Below are 17,243 nucleotides of genomic sequence, written 5' to 3' on the forward strand. Positions count from 1 at the left end.
CGCTTCTTCGTGCAGCAGGCCGCAAGCGCCGGCGTCGACGTGTTCCGCGTGTTCGACTCGCTGAACTGGGTGCGCAACATGCGCGTGGCGATCGACGCGGTTGGCGAAAGCGGGATGCTGTGCGAAGGCGCGATCTGCTACACCGGCGACCTGTTCGACACATCGCGCTCGAAGTACGACCTCAAGTACTACGTCGGCATCGCGCGCGAATTGCAGCAAGCCGGCGTGCACGTGCTCGGCATCAAGGACATGGCCGGCATCTGCCGTCCGCAGGCCGTCGCGACGCTCGTGAAGGCGCTCAAGGAGGAAACCGGGCTGCCCGTGCATTTCCATACGCACGACACGAGCGGGATCGCCGCGGCGTCGGTGCTCGCGGCGGTCGAAGCGGGCTGCGACGCGGTGGACGGCGCGCTCGACGCGATGAGCGGCCTCACGTCACAGCCGAACCTGTCGAGCATCGCGGCCGCGCTGGTCGGCGGCGAGCGCGATCCGGGGCTCGACGCGGACCGCCTGCACGAAGCGTCGATGTATTGGGAAGGCGTGCGTCGCTATTACGCGCCGTTCGAATCGGAGATCCGCGCGGGCACGGCCGACGTCTATCGTCACGAGATGCCCGGCGGCCAGTACACGAACCTGCGCGAGCAGGCGCGCTCGCTCGGCATCGATCATCGCTGGACCGAGGTGTCGCGCGCGTATGCGGACGTGAACCGCCTGTTCGGCGACATCGTGAAGGTCACGCCGACGTCGAAGGTGGTCGGCGACATGGCGCTGATGATGGTCGCGAACGACCTGAGCGTGGACGACGTGCGCAACCCGGACAAGGACCTCGCGTTCCCCGAGTCGGTCGTGTCGCTGTTCAAGGGCGAGCTCGGCTTCCCGCCCGACGGCTTCCCGGCGGAGCTGTCGCGCAAGGTGCTCAAGAGCGAACCGCCGGCGCCGTATCGGCCCGGCGACCAGATTCCGCCGGTCGATCTCGACGCGGTACGCACGCAGGCCGAGGCCGCCTGCGAGCAGCCGCTCGACGACCGGCAACTGGCGTCCTACCTGATGTATCCGAAGCAGACGATCGACTATTACGCGCACGTTCGCGCGTACAGCGACACGTCGGTGGTGCCGACGCCGGCGTTCCTGTACGGGCTGCAGCCGCAGGAGGAAGTGGCGATCGACATCGAACCGGGCAAGACGCTGCTCGTGTCGCTGCAGGGCCAGCACGCCGATGCGCAGGACGGCATCGTGAAGGTGCTGTTCGAGCTGAACGGCCAGTCGCGTTCCGCGCTGGTCGAGCAGAAGACGGTCGTGCAGGCGGGCAAGGAGCGCCACGGCTTGCAGCGTGCCGATCCGGCGAATCCGCTGCATGTCGCCGCGCCGATGCCGGGCTCGGTGGTGACGGTCGCCGTGCAGCCGGGGCAGCGCGTGACGGCCGGCACGACGCTGCTCGCGCTCGAGGCGATGAAGATGGAAACGCACATCGCCGCAGAGCGCGACTGCGAGATCGCGGCCGTGCATGTGAAGCCGGGCGAGCGGGTCGCGGCGAAGGATCTGCTGATCGAGTTGAAGGGAGCCGTGTAACGCTGGCTCGTTTGCCGGACCACGATTTCAGGCGCGTGTGGTTATCTGTCGCGTACCTTTGATCGGATCGATTTGATTAGGAAGTGATCGGTTGGACAAGCTTCAGGCAATGAAATTCTTCGTGCGCGTTGCCGAAGAAGGCAGCTTTACCGGCGCGGCAGAGCGTATGGGCGTGACAACCGCGCTCGTGTCGCGTGCGGTAGGTGCGCTCGAAACGCATCTGCGGACGCGGTTGATCAACCGAACGACGCGACGGATCGCACTGACGGAAGCGGGGGAACGCTATCTGAGTCGGTGCGAGCAGATTCTCGACGGCATCGACCTGGCTGAGGCGGAGGCCGCCGACGCGCATGCAAGGCCGGCCGGGCGCTTGCGTGTGCATGCGACACCGGGATTCGGCCAAAGCTACGTATTGCCTGCTGTCTTGGCATATCGGCAATCCTATCCGAACGTGCAGGTCGAGCTGACGCTGTCTCAGCATGTGCCTGACCTGATCGATGATGGCTACGACGTTTCATTGCAATTGAGTGCGACGGACCTGCCGGATTCTGGGCTCGTGTCGAAGCGTCTCGGCGGGCTCAGCAGCGTGCTATGTGCATCACAGGCTTATCTCGACACACATGGCGTACCGCTCGATACGCAAATGCTCGCCGAACACGCTTGCCTGCAAATCGTCTCGTCCGTGTTCCCGAACAACCACTGGCAGTTGACCGGGCCGCAGGGCGCCGAGCGGTTCGAACTGCCGCCGGCCAAGCTCCGGGTCAATACGGCAGAAGCGCTGGCCGTTGCCTTGCGTGCCGGCGCCGGTATCGGCGCGTTGCCCATGTCGACGGCCGTGCCGACACTGCGAGGTGGCGGATTGGTGCGGGTGCTGCCCGGCTACACGCTGCAGTCGCTGACCGCATACGCGCTCTATCCATCGCGCCAGTATCTCGATGCGAAGATCAGGACGTTCGTCGAGTCGCTGCAAGCGTCCATTCCGACCGCCCTCGAAGCGGATATGGCCGCGCTCAAAGTGACCTGAGGTTTCGAGATTGCTCCGGAGATCGCTTGATCGCCGGTCATTCGATGGCGCGGCATCGCGCCGAATGACGGTCGGGGTGCGGCCGCCGCACCCCGATGTACGCGGCTGCATCGGGATGTGTGTTCCGTACTTCGACGGATCCCGGTGCGCGCGCCTCGCCTCGAAAGGGGCGGGAAAACCCCGTGCCGTACCGTGATGCGGGACCGTTTGCACGTTTGGCCGTATTTTCAAAGTACGGAACATATCGCTGCTACGATTGACTCGATTCCTTCCAGCTCGTGTAATGCAAGACATCGGATGGCCGCACATCGTGCGTGCCGCCCCGATGCGCGGCGTTCCGCCGCGACCGCCGGTACATGCAGTTCATGGCCGCTTTCAGAGCCGGATCGAGACAAACGGAGCAATCGATGTCGCCTCAGGCAAACCGGGCAGCGCCGCGCGTGTCGGCGCAGGAGGAAGCGAGTTGGCATGCCACGTCGACCGGAGACGGCGACGGCCCGGACGGCGGGCACGCGTCTCGGGCGATGGTCGTGCCGTTGGCGCGCAGCCTGTCGATACTGGCCGCGTTTTCGCCGCATGCACCGTGGCTCGGCAATCAGGATCTCGTACTCGAAACGGGCATTCCCGCACCGACGGTATCAAGAATGGTGCGCTCGCTGGTCGCGCTCGGCTACCTCCGCTATTCGCCGCAGCGCCGCAAGTATCGGCTGGCAGCCCCGGTGCTGTCGCTCGGCTACGCGGCGATCGCGCATTCCAACGTTCAACTGCTCGCCCGCCTCGAAATGCAGGCGTTCGCGAACGCGAACGAAACCTACGTGATGCTCGGCACGCGCGATCGTCTCGACGTGATCGTCATGGAGACGTGCGCGGGCAAGCCGGCGTCGGTCGATCTCAAGCTGCACGCGGGTACGCGCCTGCGCATCGCGTCGTCGCCGATGGGCTGGGCGCTGCTGGCGGCGCTGCCGGAACTCGAGCGTTTCTACCTGCTCGGCAACATCGAACGCAAGACGGGGCGCGACTGGCCCAACCTGCGTCGCCGCATCAGCGAAGGTATTTCGCAGGTGCATAACGTCGGCTACTGCATGTCGCTCGGCGAATGGGAGCCGGACCTGACGATTCTCGCGGTGCCGCTGGTGGTCCAGGATCACACGCCGCTCGTGCTGGCCTGTATAGGCCGCAGCGAGCGGCTGGGGCGTGCGCGAGTCGAACGGGAACTCGGGCCGAGGCTGGTCGCAGCCGCGCAGCACTTGCAGGAGCAGGCAGTCGTCATCGACTGACACGAACATGAATACGACCGACAAGCAACAGGGCGTCACGCTGACCGTCGAACGCGGGCTCGAGGTGCTCCATGCGTTCCGCGCGGCCCGCGCGCCATTGTCCAACGCGGAACTGGTTCGGCGCACCGGGCTTCCGAAGGCCACGGTGTCCCGCCTGACGACGACCCTGATCTCGATCGGCTATCTGCGCAGGGTGGGCGGCGGGCGCCAGTTCGAGCTCAGTGCCGGTGCACTGAGCATCGGTCATGCGTACCTGGAGGCGAATCCCGTCACGCGCCTCGTCACCCCGGTGATGCAGAAGCTCGCCGACAAGCTGAACCTGTCGGTCGCGCTGGCCGTCCCGCATCGGCTCGACATGGTGTATATCGCGTGGCGCGCGAGCGCCAGGATCGCCACACTGCGCCTGGGCGTCGGTTCGCTGTTGCCGATGGCGTCGACCGCGGTCGGGCGCGCTTATCTGTACGGGCTGCCGGATGCGATGCGCGAGCCGCTGATCGCCGCGTTGCTCGAAGCCGCCGGCGACGATGCGAGCACGGTCCGCGAGAACCTCGATGCTGCGTTCGAGGATCTCAAACAGACAGGCGTATGCATGTCGGTGGGTGAATATCAACGCAATGCCTACGGCATCGCAGTGCCGATCGTGGTCGGCCGAACCCGCACGCTGATGGCGCTGAATTGCGGCGCGGTGGAACTGGAGCCGGACATGGCGGCAATCCGCCAGCGCGTGGCGCCCGAACTGAAGAGCGCGGCAGACACGCTGTCTTTCATCCTGAGCGATATCGACTGCGAGCCTTGATACGCGGCTGATGCCACCGTGTGCCGGTAGGCGCCGCAAAGGCACACGATCAGCTAACTAATGATAGTTTTGGATGCCGTATCCGGCGTTACCGAAAAGGAGAATGGCACGATGGTTGGAGTGAATGACGTTCCCGGCCCCGCGCTGGCGATCGTGCAAGCCGCATGGAACGCGGCGGCGCGCGATTGGAATCCGGATGCGCTGGCCGACGTGTATACGGCGGATGCGCTGTTCTTTGGCGGCAGGCCCGGCCACTCGACCGGAGACGATGCGATTCGTGCGTACTTTGCGTCATACAACGGTGTGATCCGGTCCGCCACGCTGGAGCTGGTGGAGCAGCATTTCATCCGGTTCGGCGACGACTGCTTTCTCGCGCAAGGTTATGGCGAATTCGCGTTTGTGCTCGGCGACGGCAACACCTCCCGTTCGCGGTTGCGCACGACGCTTGTGATCGCGTCGCAGGACGGTTCATGGAAGATCCGTCAGCATCATTTCTCGACGTCACCGGAGACGCCACCGATCTGAAGCGCGCAGCGGATCTGCGTGCGCCCGGCCGGGGCCGTGGCGCAAGCGGGAACGCACATTCTCCAGCCGCTCATTCGCTTGAACGGGTTCTATGCCGCGTTGACGTGACGCGCCAGGAACTGCTCGGCGGCTTGTCCGAACACATCGTTTCGATCGCCGGCGACCATGTGTCCCGCGGCGGCGACATTCACGTATTCGGCGTGCGGGCACAGTTCGAGAAATTCGCGCACGCCAGCTTCGCTGACCACGTCCGAACTGCCGCCGCGTACCAGGAGCGCGGGCAGTGTCAGGTTGCGCGCGCATGCCGAGAGGCGAGCGTGGCGCTCGGACAGGTCGATCGTGCGGGACAGGAACCGCGGATCCCAATGCCAGTGGTAGCGACCGTCATCGCCGAGCCGGACATTCTTGGACAGGCCGGCCGGATTGCCCTGACGTGTGCGGTTCGAGCGGTAGCGGCCGATCGCGTCGGCGACCTCGTCGAGCGAGCCGAATCCGTTAGCGTTCTGCTGCATGAATGTCCTGATTCGCGCGACGCCGGCCGGCTCGGTGTACGGCACGATGTCGACCAGGATCAACGCGCGCGCGTCGACCTGGCGCTCGCCGATCGCAACGAGACCGGTACCACCGCCAAGCGATGCGCCGATCAGCGCGGGACGACGCCCGCCGAGCGTGGCGACGACGTGGCGCAGATCCCGAACGAACGCGTCCTGGCTATAGTCGCCGTTGGGGCTCCAGTCTGAATCTCCATGCCCCCGCGCGTCGTAGGCGAGTGCGAAGTATCCCGCGTCGGCCAGCCGTTCGCCGGTGCCGCCCCATGCGTGGCGCGTCTGGCCGCCGCCGTGCAGCAGCACGACTGGGGGCGCCTCCGGTCGTCCCCACGTATCGCCGGCGAGCCGCACGCCGTCCGCTCCCTGCCATGTGTGCATGGGATCTGGTGTACCGGGAAGCCGGCTCCCTGATTTCGTCGGTGCTTGAATGAACGGTTCAGTCGATGGAGGCATGGGTTGGGCGATGGTTGGCCGAGTAGAGAAGGGCGCGCCGCTCGGGCGGCCCGCTAACGCTTCAAACTTCGCCGGTGCAAGCACGAGTGTCAACGTGCGTGCGCCCGGCGTTCCGTACTGTGACTCTGCGGGCGCTGAGTCGCTCAATGCGATCCTCTGTGGTGCCGACGCGCGAGGCGCAGCGATTTCCAGTTGCGGGCAGGAGATTCAGGCAATCTCGGCTGTGATGAATCGCGTCCGCCGTGTCGGCCAGTGATGACCCGGTTCGCTGGCCCGGCTGATGAAAATCAGATACCCTGTCAAACATTAGTTTTGTACCGGATGGCGGTGAGCAAGAGAATCGGGCAGCATCGTCGGCAGATGGAGACATGCCGTCGGTGAGCCGGCCGGCAACGGGATGATCGGCATGCGCGGCGTCCGGCGCGGCCGGGCACCGGCCATCCGGCATTCGAACTTCCTCATTCATCTTGATAACAGCGGACGGCTGATACACCAACGTGCGAAAGAAAAATGTAAGCCCCAGTGCGGATACCCGTGAGACCTTGTTGCGCCTGGCCGCGCGCTCCTTTGCGACGCAGGGCTATGCGGCGACGACGATGCGTTTCATCGCCGATCAGGCGGGGATCGAAGCGGCCAGCATCTACTATCACTTTTCGTCGAAGGAAGAGTTGGTCGACGTCGTGATGGAACACGGTGCGGACAGCATCGTGCAGCACATCAAGGAGCACTTCGACGCATTGCCTCCCGGCGCGACGGCGGAAGCGCGCTTCAGGGCGGCGCTGATTGGGCAGATGAGCGCACTGATCAAGTTCGGAGACTACGCGCTGGCGCACAGCCGGCTCCTGACCCAGCTTCCGGACAAGGTGCGGGAGCGCCAGATCAAGCGGCGCGAGCGGCATCAGCAGCTCTGGACCGCGGTGTTCGATGACCTGCGCGCCGAAGGGTGGCTGCGTGAAGATGTCGACGAAGCGCTGTGTCGCGTCTTCGTGCTCGGTTGCATCAACTCGGTCCAGACCTGGTTCGATCCGAAGAAAGGGTCGCTCGACCACGTCGCTGACCAGCTCGTCGCGATGTTCTTCGAAGGCGTGCGGCCGGCTGAGAAAACGCCTGCCGTGAAAGCCCCCGCCGCGAAAACGCGACGCGGCAGCCGCAAGACGGAACTCACCGCGTCCTGACCTCGGCGCCACCGATAGCGGCCGGCCGCACGGTGTCGTGCTGCCGCCGCGTCAGGCGGCTGCATGCAGCGACATCGCCGGGGCGTGCGCCGCCTGGCGTGCGAGAAAGCGCAGCACGGCGTGGGCGAACAGGTCGTAGTGTTCTCCTGCCACCGTGTGGCCGGCATCTTGCACATCCGCATATTCGGCATGCGGGCACAGCTTCAGGAATTCACGCGCGCCGTTCTTGCTGACGATCTCCGACGCTTCGCCGCGCACGAGCAAAGTCGGCAGCCTCAGGCGGCGGGCGCTCGCTGAAAAGCGCACATGGCGGCGCGTCAGGTCTCGCGGCCACGCGAGAAAGCGCGGGTCCCAATGCCACCGGTATTTGCCGTCATCGTAGCGAAGGCTGCGGGTCACGCTTTCCTGCGACAGCGCATACGCCGGCAGCGAACGATAGCGGCGGATCGCGTCGGCTGCTTCGTCGGGCGACCTGAACCCTTCCACGGGTTGCCGCATGAACGCATGCAGGCGCGACGCGCCGTCGGGTTCGATGTGCGGCGCAATATTGACAAGCACGAGCGCCTGCGCGTCGAGATACCCTTCGCCGACGGCGAGCAGGCCCGTGCCGCCGCCCAGCCCGGCGCCGACGACGATCGGCCGCCGGCCGTCGAGCGTGGCGACCACGCGTTCGAGATCGCGGATCATCGCGCTCTGGCTGTAGTTTGCGGTCGGCGACCAGCCTGAATCACCGTGGCCCCGCGCATCGAAGGCGATCGCACGAAAGCCCGCCGCGCCGAGCGAGCGGGCCATGCCGGCCCATGCGTGGCGAGTCTGCCCGCTGCCATGCAGCAGGATGACGGGCATGCCGTCGGGGTCGCCCCATGCACTGCCCGCCAGTTGAATCCCATCCCTGGTCTGCCACGCAAGCGGCGTGCCGGTCAGGCAGGCCGTGCGTGTTCCCGTCGTTATCGAAGTGTTCATGATCCGTTGCTTCCCGCGTTGCGATGTCGCGCCGCGCTGAAATCGACCTGTAGGTGCATAAGGTCGCGGCCGCATGCAGCCGGGTCAATCGGGATCGACGAAACGTTCCGTACTCCGGTCGAATCGGGCGAGGCGGGCCGGCTGCCCGGCCCGTGCCCGATCAGAACTTCTTGTTGATCCCGACGATGGTGCCGATGGTGGTGCCCGGCGCGCCGAACAGCGCATTGTCGATCGCCAGCCCGGTTTTCTCGGTGCCGCGATTGTTGACCGCGCCGAACTCCCAGTACAGCGAAGTCGATTTCGACAGGAAATACCGTGTCGTCAGCGCGCCCATGATCGAGCGGTTGTTCGAGTCGTGCGGGTCGCGAATGTACCACACGCCCGAGTTGATATCGACCTGCGGAACCGGGTAGTAGTCGAAGCCGAGATTCCACACATTGTTGGTGCCGCCGTGCACGGCGCCGCCGACGATCGACGCAGGCAATTTGTAGCTGGTGAACGACCCCTTCACCGTGACCGGGCCGAAGGTGTAACCCGCGCCGATCATGCGACCGAGGAACGGCTGCTGGAACGTCGTGAGTGTCGCCGTGCTCCTGCCCGAGGTCGAGTCGTACATCGCCGCGTTGATGAAGAGCCCGCGATACGCGTAGCGCAAGGCGACCGAATACTGTTGCCCCGCGCGAAAGTCGCCCGCGACGCCGCCGGGCGCGTACATCGCGCTCGCGGAAAAGCCGGCGATCTGCGGGCTCGAATAGGTGATCGCGTTTGGGTTGAACGTGCCCACGAAGGTTTGGTCGGCATAGACCGAGAACGCAGTGCCGAACTGCCCGGCGTTGCGCGGGTCGGATTCGTAGATCGCCAGCACGAACGGCGAGTACTGAACCCCGGCCTTCAGTTCACCGTAACGGCCGCTGAGCGCGAGCCACGCCTGCCGCCCGAAGAAGTTGCCGTTGCTGTTGTCGTAGCCGCCGTTGGCCACGCTGAAACCGTTTTCCAGCTTGAAGGTCACCTTCATCCCGCCGCCCAGATCCTCCTGCCCGAGCAGGCCGAAATTGGACGGTTCCAGCCCGCCGTTGATCAGCCCGAACTGCTTGCCGCCGTTGCCGCCGGTCGCCGGATTGCGCGTCTTGCTGGTGTACAGGAAGCCCGTATCCAGCGTGCCGTAGAGCGTGACGCTGCTTTGCGCCCAGGCCCATGCTGGCAGGATCGAGATGCCCAATGCAAGGATCGTCTTCTTTTTCTTGAATTGGCCTGACAGGGAGCGAACATTCATTTCGTTATCCGAATTTAATGGGTGACTGGAAAGGCATCGCTTCTGGTGAACTCGTTGCTGCAACGAACCGTGCGGAAATCCCCCCGGAGCAGGCGGTCGGGATCACGCTGAATTCAATCTAACGTTCGGTAGAGTGTATGGCGGGGCATCGAATCTCCATTGGGTCTAACCCGCATCGGATTCGCGCCTGCTTGACCGAACGAATCGATACGTTCCGTACTTCAATTTGTGAGCGGGTGGGAAAATCAGGATGTTATTTCGTCATGCGTAGTAATTTTCTCCGTTGTAGGTGGTGGAGACAGGTGTTGGTTCGATGTCGTGCGCATGTAGCAGGCGGTGATGACGGGCTGTCACATTTCGTCGAGCGGAACGATACTTTCTGGCAGATTTTTTTTGCCTGATCTGTGGCATCGACCAGGACTGAAAATGTGTTTCCGGATATTTCTTGCGTGATCTGTCCGGACGAGTTTGACCGCGACACGCTCCGTGTTCGCGGCGTCGATGAAGAAGGTGCGGGCCGGCATCTTGCGTGAGCGACGTGCGAAACACGCGGATCGATACGGGCGAGGCGGGCGCCATTGACGCATGCCATGCGACGGGTGCGCTGCGCGTATCGATCGCGCGAGCGGGATGGCCGCCCCGAACAGGGCGGCAGGCGGTTCGTGCGGAGAGGGCGCCGTACGGATTGCTGGCGCCGTCGATTCGCGCTGCCTACTTCCCCATCGGCTTCGCGAACATCATGTGCGACATGCCGCCGTCGCACGCGATCGCCTGGGCCGTGAGATAGCCGGCGGCCGGTGACGCCAGGTACACGATGAGATCCGCGACCTCGTGCGGCTGGCCCACGCGGCTCATCGGCAGCATGGTCGCAAGCTGGTCGAGCAGTGCCTGCGGGACGGCGCCGCGTGCCATCGGCGTGTCGATCACGCCGGGCAGCACGACGTTCACGCGCACGCCGTAGGGAGCCCATTCGTGTGCCATCTGGCGGCTGAGCGTGATGAGCGCCGCCTTGCTGGGACCGTACGCACCGCCCTGCGAATAGCCGTGCACGCCCGCGAGCGAAGCGGTGTTCACGATGGCCGCGTGCGGGCTCTTCTTCAGATGGGGCAGCGCGCTGCGGGCGAGCATCAGCGCTCCGTCGACGTTGACCTGGAAGCCGGCGCGCCATTCGTCGAGCGAGACGTCCTCGAGCATCGCGGCGCGCACGAGCGCGGCGGTGTTGATCACGACGTCGAGCCGGCCGAAGTGCGAGATCGTCCTGTCGATCGCCGTGTCGATGTCGAGCTGCTTCGACACGTCGAGCCCGAGTGCGATCGCGTTGCCACCTTGCCGCCCGATTCCGGCTGCGACGCGCTCGGCCTGGTCGGCATGCAGGTCGGCCACGGCCACGAGGCCGCCGTTTGCCGCGAAGGTTGTCGCGGCGGCTTCGCCCATGCCGCTGCCGGCGCCGACGACCAGTGCGACGAGGCCCTGGATGCGCGAATGGATCATCCAGTCGCGCGGCGATTCATGTCCGGATTCGATGCTCATGCGATATGTCTCCTGAGGGGATGTGTCTTCGTGTCGCGGTACGTCGCCGCGACACGATGTGGTGGTGATGCGAGGTGCCGATAAGGCAAAGGCGGCAAGCTCAGCCGGCCGATCGTGCCCGCACGACGGCACGGGCGGAATCGGGGCCGAGCATGCGCATGATCGACGCGACATCGTCGATGCGCTCGAGCGTGAAGACCGCGTCGATCACGTCGTCGATCCGGCCGGCGGACAGCAGGTTCTCGACGTTGCGGCGGAACTTTGCGATCAGTTCGTCATCGGTCATCAGGCTCGCCGGATCCGGCGACGGGCTGCCCTTCGGGTAACGCCGCTCGTCGACGAAAGTCCGGCCGCGCGCGGACACTTCGAGCTTCGCCGGCCGGCTGGCGGCGTGGCCGGACAGCAATTCGACATAGTTCGGATGCACTTCGTGCGTGACCTTGTCCATCAGCGCCATGACGGACGGCCCGAAGACAAGCGCGGGATCCTGCCAGGCCTTGCCGGGCGGCACGCGATGCGCGCCGAGCGCAAGGCCGTGCGCGATGCTGAACTGCGCGTCGTGAACGTGTTCGATGTGCCGGTTGAGCCACACGGGCTGCTCGACGAAGCCCTCGACCCAGGCCTTGATGCCGGTGATTTCGTGCGGTGCGATGTCGTTCGTTTCGACGATTTCAGTGAGGCCGTCGAGCAGCGCGTGAAGGATGCGGCAATGCGGGTAGGGCTTGAACGCCTGTTCGGATGGAAAACGCCAGTCGGCGCCCAGCGCGTCGGTAATGCACTGCGGTTCCCAGCGCTGCGTGCCGATGAAGCGCGGGAAGCCGTACTCGCGATCGTCGAGGATCTGCACGTCGCCGCGATGGCCGAGTTCGGCCATGTGCGCGGCCGTCATCGCCGCCTGCGTGAGCGCGCCCGCGAGCAGGTACTTGATCGTCGAGCTCGGTGCGTGCTGAAACCACGCAACCTGCGAATTCACCGGCGCAATGCTGCCTGCGATGCCGAGCGCGTTCGGCAGCACACAGGGCGGCAGCGCTTTCAGCCTGACGATCGCGGCCGTCGCACCGAACACGGTGCTGCTGTAGCCGTACACGGGCGGCGGCGCCACCTTGCCGTCGCGCGTATCGCGCAGGTAATCCATCGCCTTGCCGATGCGGTACGACATTTCGTGCGACAGCGCGATCGCCTCGATCAGCGCCTGGCCGCTCGCGTGTGACGTCTCGGCGACGGCGAGCGCGCCGGGCAGCACGTACGGCGTGACATGGCCGGGAGGCACGACGGCGTCCATGTCGAGCGCGTTGATGAGTTCGCCGTTCGCGAATGCCGCGCCGAACATCGACACGCGCTCGCCGGTGCCGATGATGGTCGCGTCGCCGTGGCCGCCCGTCAGCCGCGCATAGTCGATGCCGATGCGCCCCTTCGGTTCGTCGACGGCGGCGACCGCGCAGCCGATCGAGTCGAGCAGGATGCGTTTGCACGCATCGACGACGAGGGCAGGGAGCTGATCGTAACGGGTGCCTGCGGTGAAGTCCGCTAACTGCTGGATGATGGTGTCAGGCATGGTGCGGTGGGTCCGGTGGGAGCGGCGGTGAGGCGTGATGCATCGGCATCGCGCGGCGGGTCGGGTCTCGCAGCAGGGACGACCGTGCGCGGCTACGGCGATGCAGGTTCGGGATGCGTGTCTTGCTGCGCCTTCCTGCGCCGGTAGATCTCGGCCATGTAGCCGCCCGCGGCGATGAAGCCGCCGTCGACCGCGATCGTGACGCCGTTGAGAAACGACGCGTGCGGCGACGCGAGGAACCCGACCGCGTGGGCTACGTCCTCGGGTTTACCGAGCCTGTGGACCGGAATCCGCTCGGCGGCTTCGGCGACCATGTCGGCCGGCCAAGCCGCGCGCAGCAATTCGGTGTCGATCGGGCCGGGCGCAACCGCATTGGTGGTGATGCCGTGCTCGGCGAGTTCGAGCGCCATCGCCCGCATCAGGCCGAACTGGCCGGCCTTCATCGCGCCGTAGGCGGACAGCTCGATCGGCCCGGCGAGCCCAGTGACGGACGACACCAGCACGATGCGTCCGTAACGGGCCGCGCGCATCTTCCGCGCACAGGCCTGCGCTACCGCGTAGACGCCGGCGAAGTTCAGCGACATCTGGAACGCCAGCTCGTCTTCCGTGACCTCCAGGAACGGCTTGGCTTTTCCCGCTCCCGCATTGCTCACGAGGATGTCGATCCGGCCGTGTTTCGCGTGCAATGCGTCGACTACGCCGTGTACAGCTTGCGCATCCGTGACATCGAGCGTTGCGGCGTCGGCCGAGAACCCACGCGTGGTCATTTCCGCGGCCGTTCGCGCCGCGGCGTCCTGGTCGATGTCGGTGACAAGCACATGTGCGCCGTCTTCGCCGAGGCGCATTGAGATGGCTTTTCCGATGCCCCTTGCCGCACCCGTTACCAGTGCAATCCGGCCTGCCTGTTCGTTCACGAAAAACTCCTGCTGATCGTCGGTCCGTGGGACGTGCGCCGCACGAACGTATGTCGCCGTGCGCATGATCAGATCATTTAGTCGGGTGCGCGCTTGAGTACACAAGGTTTGCGATCAAAGCGTTCCATCGTTCGAAAATGCCGTTCAGCGCGGCGCGCACGGCTACGGGGATTCCCTGATGGGAAATCAGGATCAGAGAAATAGAATAACGATTGTTAGTTAGATTATCGGCGCTATGATGATCCCAAGCATTTCTCATGGCCGCCACGCGTCAACATACCTTCCATCCATCGGCGGGTTCGACACTTGTCATCCGCCACTCAACAGAATCTCCGGGCCACGCATGAAATACGAAGACTTTCAGTTCCTCTTGTTCGATCGCAAGCCGGACGGCGTCCTGCTCGTCACACTCAATCGGCCGGAGGTGATGAACGCAACGAACAACCGGATGCATTGGGAACTGACCAAGATCTGGGGCGTGATCGGCGACGACCCGAACGTCAAGGTAGTCGTCGTGACGGGGGCCGGCGATCGCGCGTTCTCGGCCGGCGGCGACCTGTCGATCGTGGAAGAAATGGCGAACAGCCAGGAGGCGACCCTGCGCGTCATGAAAGAGGCGTCCGACATCGTCTACAACATGCTCGCCTGCGACAAGCCGATTGTCTCCGCGATCAACGGCACGGCCGTCGGCGCAGGTCTTGCGGTCGCGCTGCTGGCAGACGTGAGCGTGATGGCCGAGGACGCGAAGTTGACCGACGGACATACGCGCCTGGGCGTCTCGGCGGGGGATCACGCCGCTATCGTCTGGCCCCTGTTGTGCGGAATGGCCAAAGCCAAGTATTACCTGATGACGGCCGATTTCGTCGACGGCAAGGAGGCGGAACGCATCGGCCTGGTCAGCTTTTGCGCACCGCGAGCCGAGGTGCTGTCGCGATCGCTGGCCATCGCCGCCAGTCTGGCGCGCGGCAGCCAGACCGCGATCCGCGCGACCAAGAAATCGCTCAACAACTGGATGCGCATCGCGGGGCCGGTATTCGACAATTCGCTCGCGCTGGAGATGCTGTGTTTCCTCGGCGCGGACGTCAAGGAAGGCGTCGCGGCATTGCGCGGCAAGCGCCAGGCCGACTTCCCGTCGGCCCGGCTGCCGTAGTCGCGAGCGGCCGCACGCGCCGGTAGCGATTCGTTCGCACTTCTCAACCTAACTAACAAACGGTAAATGAGACAACTCACCCTGCTTCTCGACGGCATGACGCATACCGAAGCCGCCCGTTGGCATGACGGTCGTTTCTGGTTCAGCGACCTGTACACCGAATGCGTGTATTCGATCCGGGAGGACGGCAGCAACCTGTGCGAGGAAATGCATGTTCCCCAATGCCCGTCGGGTATCGGGTGGTTGCCCGACGGGCGCCTGATTGTCGTGTCCATGCACGACCGCACGTTGCTGCGGCGCGAGCACGACGGTTCGGTGGTGCGCCATGCCGATCTGTTTCCGCACCTGGAATTCGAGCCCAACGACATGGTGGTGGACGTGCAAGGCCGTGTGTGGGTCGGCAATCTGGGTTTCGATGTGATGAAGCTCGCGCCGCGCCGTCCGGGCCGGTTGGCGCGCGTCGATCCGGATGGCACGGTCACGATGGTGAGCGAGCCGCTGCATTTCGCGAATGGCGCCACGATCATCGACGGGCGCACGCTGGTGGTGTCCGAATCCTGGGGCAACCGCATGTCGGCGTTCGACATCCGTCCCGACGGATCGCTGTCCGAGCGCCGCGACTGGGCGACGTTTGGCCCGGTGCCGCAGAACGAGGACGTGATCCAGTCGATGGCGGAAATCGTCGTGGCGCCGGACGGCATCTCGCCGGTCGACGCCGAGGGCGCGATCTGGGTGGCCGATTTCACGAAGACGCGGGTACTGCGCGCGGCACCTGGCGGCAGGATTCTCGAGGAAATCCAGACCGGCGACCGCAACTGTTACGCATGCGCGCTGGGCGGCGAGGATGGGCGCACGTTGTTCATGTGCGTCACGCCCGCCGACTTCAATCCGGAAGTGCGTCGCGCCAATCCGCTGAGCGCGGTGTTGTCGACCCGGGTCGACGTGCCGCTGGCCTGACGCACGACCTCACTCATATGGAGATTTCATGACGACAGTAACCGACGCCGCGCAAGCCGCGCGCGCGAAAGCACTCGCGTGGATCAACCAGGGCGCGAAGCGCCTGCTGATCGGCGGGCGCTGGGTCGATGCCGCATCGGGCAACACGTTCGAGACCATCAACCCCGCGACCGAACAGGTGCTGTGCCGCGTGGCCGAGGCCGACAGCGCCGACGTCGACGCCGCCGTGATCGCGGCACGCAAGGCCTTCGAAGCGCCGTCGTGGTCCGCTTTGTCGCCGCATGCCCGCACGCGCGCGCTGTTGAAGATCGCGGACGCGATCGAGCAGCATGTCGACGAACTGGCCGCGATCGAATCGCTCGACAATGGGATGCCGCTGTGGTTCGCGCAGGCCGCTGTGACAGCCACGGTGGATATCGTCCGCTACTACGCGGGCTGGTGTTCGAAGGTGCTGGGCACGACAATCCCATCGGACGGCAGCACGTTGATCTATACGCTGCGCGAACCGCTCGGCGTATGTGGCCAGATCATCCCGTGGAACGTGCCGATCCTGATGGCCGCGATCAAGTTTGCCAACGCACTGTGCTGCGGCAACACGGTCATCCTCAAGCCGGCCGAGCTGGCATGCCTGACTTCCATCCGTCTCGCCGAACTGATTCAGGAAACCGACTTGCCGCCGGGCGTCATCAACGTGCTGCCGGGCTACGGCCCGACCGCGGGCGCCGCACTGGCCCAACACCCAGGCGTTGACAAGATCGCGTTCACGGGCTCGACGCCCGTCGGCAAGCAGATCACGCGCGACGCCACGCTGAACCTCAAGAAAGTGACGCTGGAACTCGGCGGAAAGGCACCCAACGTCGTGTTCGCCGACGCCGACATCGAAAAGGCCGTGCAGACCGCCGTGAAGACCTTCTGCGGCAACTCCGGCCAGGTGTGCTCGGCCGGTACGCGCCTTTTCGTGCAGGAAAGCATCCACGAGCAGGTGGCCGAGCGCGTCGCGCAGGTGGCCGCGACGTGGAAGGCGGGCGACCCGTTCGCGTCCGATACGAAGCTCGGCCCGCTCATTTCGGCGAAGCAGCGCGATCGCGTGTGGTCGTACATCGGCGTCGGCCAGGAGGGTGGCGCGACGCTGCGGCTGGGCGGCGACCCGTGGCGCGGCGCTGGCTACTTCGTCGAGCCGACGGTATTCGACAACGTACGCAATGGCATGCGGATCGCGCAGGAAGAGATCTTCGGCCCGGTGCTGTCGATCATCCCGTTCAAGGACGAGGACGACGCGGTGCTGCAGGCCAACGACACGACCTACGGTCTTTCGGCTGCAGTGTGGACACGCGATGTTGCGCGGGCTCACAAGGTGGTGCGCGCGCTGAAAGCCGGGCGCCTGTGGATCAACACCTTCGGCGAATCCGATCCGGCCATGGCCTTCGGTGGGTACAAGCAATCGGGCTGGGGTCGCGAGTTCGGCCAGGAATCGATCGACGCGTACACGCAGACCAAGTCGATCATGCTCCGCATGTGAGCGCCCCCATAACAA

The 17,243-nt window shown here is 65.1% G+C and carries 15 protein-coding genes; 9 read left to right on the forward strand and 6 right to left on the reverse strand.

Features of this window, described 5'->3' with window-relative positions:
* The 5 genes from ACVK00_RS33190 to ACVK00_RS33210 form a co-directional block, all read left to right on the forward strand.
* On the forward strand, positions 1–1,569 hold a 1,569-nt coding region (locus ACVK00_RS33190; protein ID WP_456826985.1), incomplete at its 5' end, for a biotin/lipoyl-containing protein.
* 91 nt (positions 1,570–1,660) lie between these two features.
* On the forward strand, positions 1,661–2,593 hold the full coding sequence (locus tag ACVK00_RS33195) for a LysR family transcriptional regulator (protein WP_284901883.1): 933 nt from the start codon (positions 1,661–1,663) through the stop codon (positions 2,591–2,593).
* Positions 2,594–3,000: 407 nt separating this feature from the next.
* Positions 3,001–3,870 carry an IclR family transcriptional regulator gene (locus ACVK00_RS33200; RefSeq protein WP_284901881.1) on the forward strand — a complete coding sequence of 290 codons (870 nt, stop codon included), beginning with the start codon at positions 3,001–3,003 and terminating at the stop codon, positions 3,868–3,870.
* A 7-nt stretch (positions 3,871–3,877) separates the two neighbouring features.
* On the forward strand, positions 3,878–4,666 hold the full coding sequence (locus ACVK00_RS33205) for an IclR family transcriptional regulator (RefSeq protein WP_354123340.1): 789 nt from the start codon (positions 3,878–3,880) through the stop codon (positions 4,664–4,666).
* A gap of 69 nt (positions 4,667–4,735) precedes the next feature.
* The gene (locus ACVK00_RS33210; protein ID WP_284901876.1) at positions 4,736–5,191 is read left to right on the forward strand and encodes a YybH family protein; all 456 of its coding nucleotides are present in this window, start codon (positions 4,736–4,738) and stop codon (positions 5,189–5,191) included.
* Between the two features lie 89 nt (positions 5,192–5,280).
* Here ACVK00_RS33210 and ACVK00_RS33215 read toward each other — a convergent pair whose 3' ends face one another.
* Entirely contained in the window at positions 5,281–6,192 is a 912-nt protein-coding gene (locus ACVK00_RS33215) for an alpha/beta fold hydrolase (protein WP_284901885.1), read from the reverse strand.
* Between the two features lie 497 nt (positions 6,193–6,689).
* On the opposite strand from ACVK00_RS33215, the gene ACVK00_RS33220 reads away from it, so the two are divergent.
* A complete protein-coding gene (locus ACVK00_RS33220; RefSeq protein ID WP_456826986.1) occupies positions 6,690–7,367 on the forward strand; it encodes a TetR/AcrR family transcriptional regulator in 678 nt (225 codons plus the stop codon).
* Between the two features lie 51 nt (positions 7,368–7,418).
* Here the strand turns inward: ACVK00_RS33220 and ACVK00_RS33225 are convergent, their stop codons facing one another.
* From ACVK00_RS33225 to ACVK00_RS33245, 5 genes are all read right to left on the reverse strand, one after another.
* Positions 7,419–8,330 (reverse strand): alpha/beta fold hydrolase, encoded by a 912-nt coding sequence (locus ACVK00_RS33225; RefSeq protein ID WP_284901872.1) that lies wholly within the window; start codon positions 8,328–8,330, stop codon positions 7,419–7,421.
* Between the two features lie 160 nt (positions 8,331–8,490).
* Positions 8,491–9,603, reverse strand: a complete 1,113-nt coding sequence (locus tag ACVK00_RS33230) for a porin (RefSeq protein WP_284901884.1) — start codon at positions 9,601–9,603, stop codon at positions 8,491–8,493.
* A gap of 711 nt (positions 9,604–10,314) precedes the next feature.
* Positions 10,315–11,133, reverse strand: a complete 819-nt coding sequence (locus tag ACVK00_RS33235) for an SDR family NAD(P)-dependent oxidoreductase (protein WP_354123338.1) — start codon at positions 11,131–11,133, stop codon at positions 10,315–10,317.
* Positions 11,134–11,233: 100 nt separating this feature from the next.
* A complete protein-coding gene (locus ACVK00_RS33240; protein WP_284901869.1) occupies positions 11,234–12,688 on the reverse strand; it encodes an MmgE/PrpD family protein in 1,455 nt (484 codons plus the stop codon).
* Positions 12,689–12,780: 92 nt separating this feature from the next.
* The gene (locus ACVK00_RS33245) at positions 12,781–13,602 is read right to left on the reverse strand and encodes an SDR family NAD(P)-dependent oxidoreductase (RefSeq protein ID WP_284901867.1); all 822 of its coding nucleotides are present in this window, start codon (positions 13,600–13,602) and stop codon (positions 12,781–12,783) included.
* Positions 13,603–13,945: 343 nt separating this feature from the next.
* Between ACVK00_RS33245 and ACVK00_RS33250 the strand changes: the two genes are divergently transcribed.
* From ACVK00_RS33250 to ACVK00_RS33260, 3 genes are all read left to right on the forward strand, one after another.
* Positions 13,946–14,752, forward strand: coding sequence for an enoyl-CoA hydratase/isomerase family protein (locus ACVK00_RS33250; RefSeq protein ID WP_284901865.1), 807 nt, complete (start codon positions 13,946–13,948; stop codon positions 14,750–14,752).
* Positions 14,753–14,818: 66 nt separating this feature from the next.
* On the forward strand, positions 14,819–15,709 hold the full coding sequence (locus tag ACVK00_RS33255) for an SMP-30/gluconolactonase/LRE family protein (protein ID WP_354123336.1): 891 nt from the start codon (positions 14,819–14,821) through the stop codon (positions 15,707–15,709).
* 28 nt (positions 15,710–15,737) lie between these two features.
* Positions 15,738–17,228: an aldehyde dehydrogenase family protein gene (locus ACVK00_RS33260; protein WP_284901860.1), complete on the forward strand. Its 1,491-nt coding sequence runs from the start codon at positions 15,738–15,740 to the stop codon at positions 17,226–17,228.
* Positions 17,229–17,243: the final 15 nt, after the last annotated feature.

It is taken from the genome of Burkholderia sp. PvR073, from assembly GCF_054055695.1.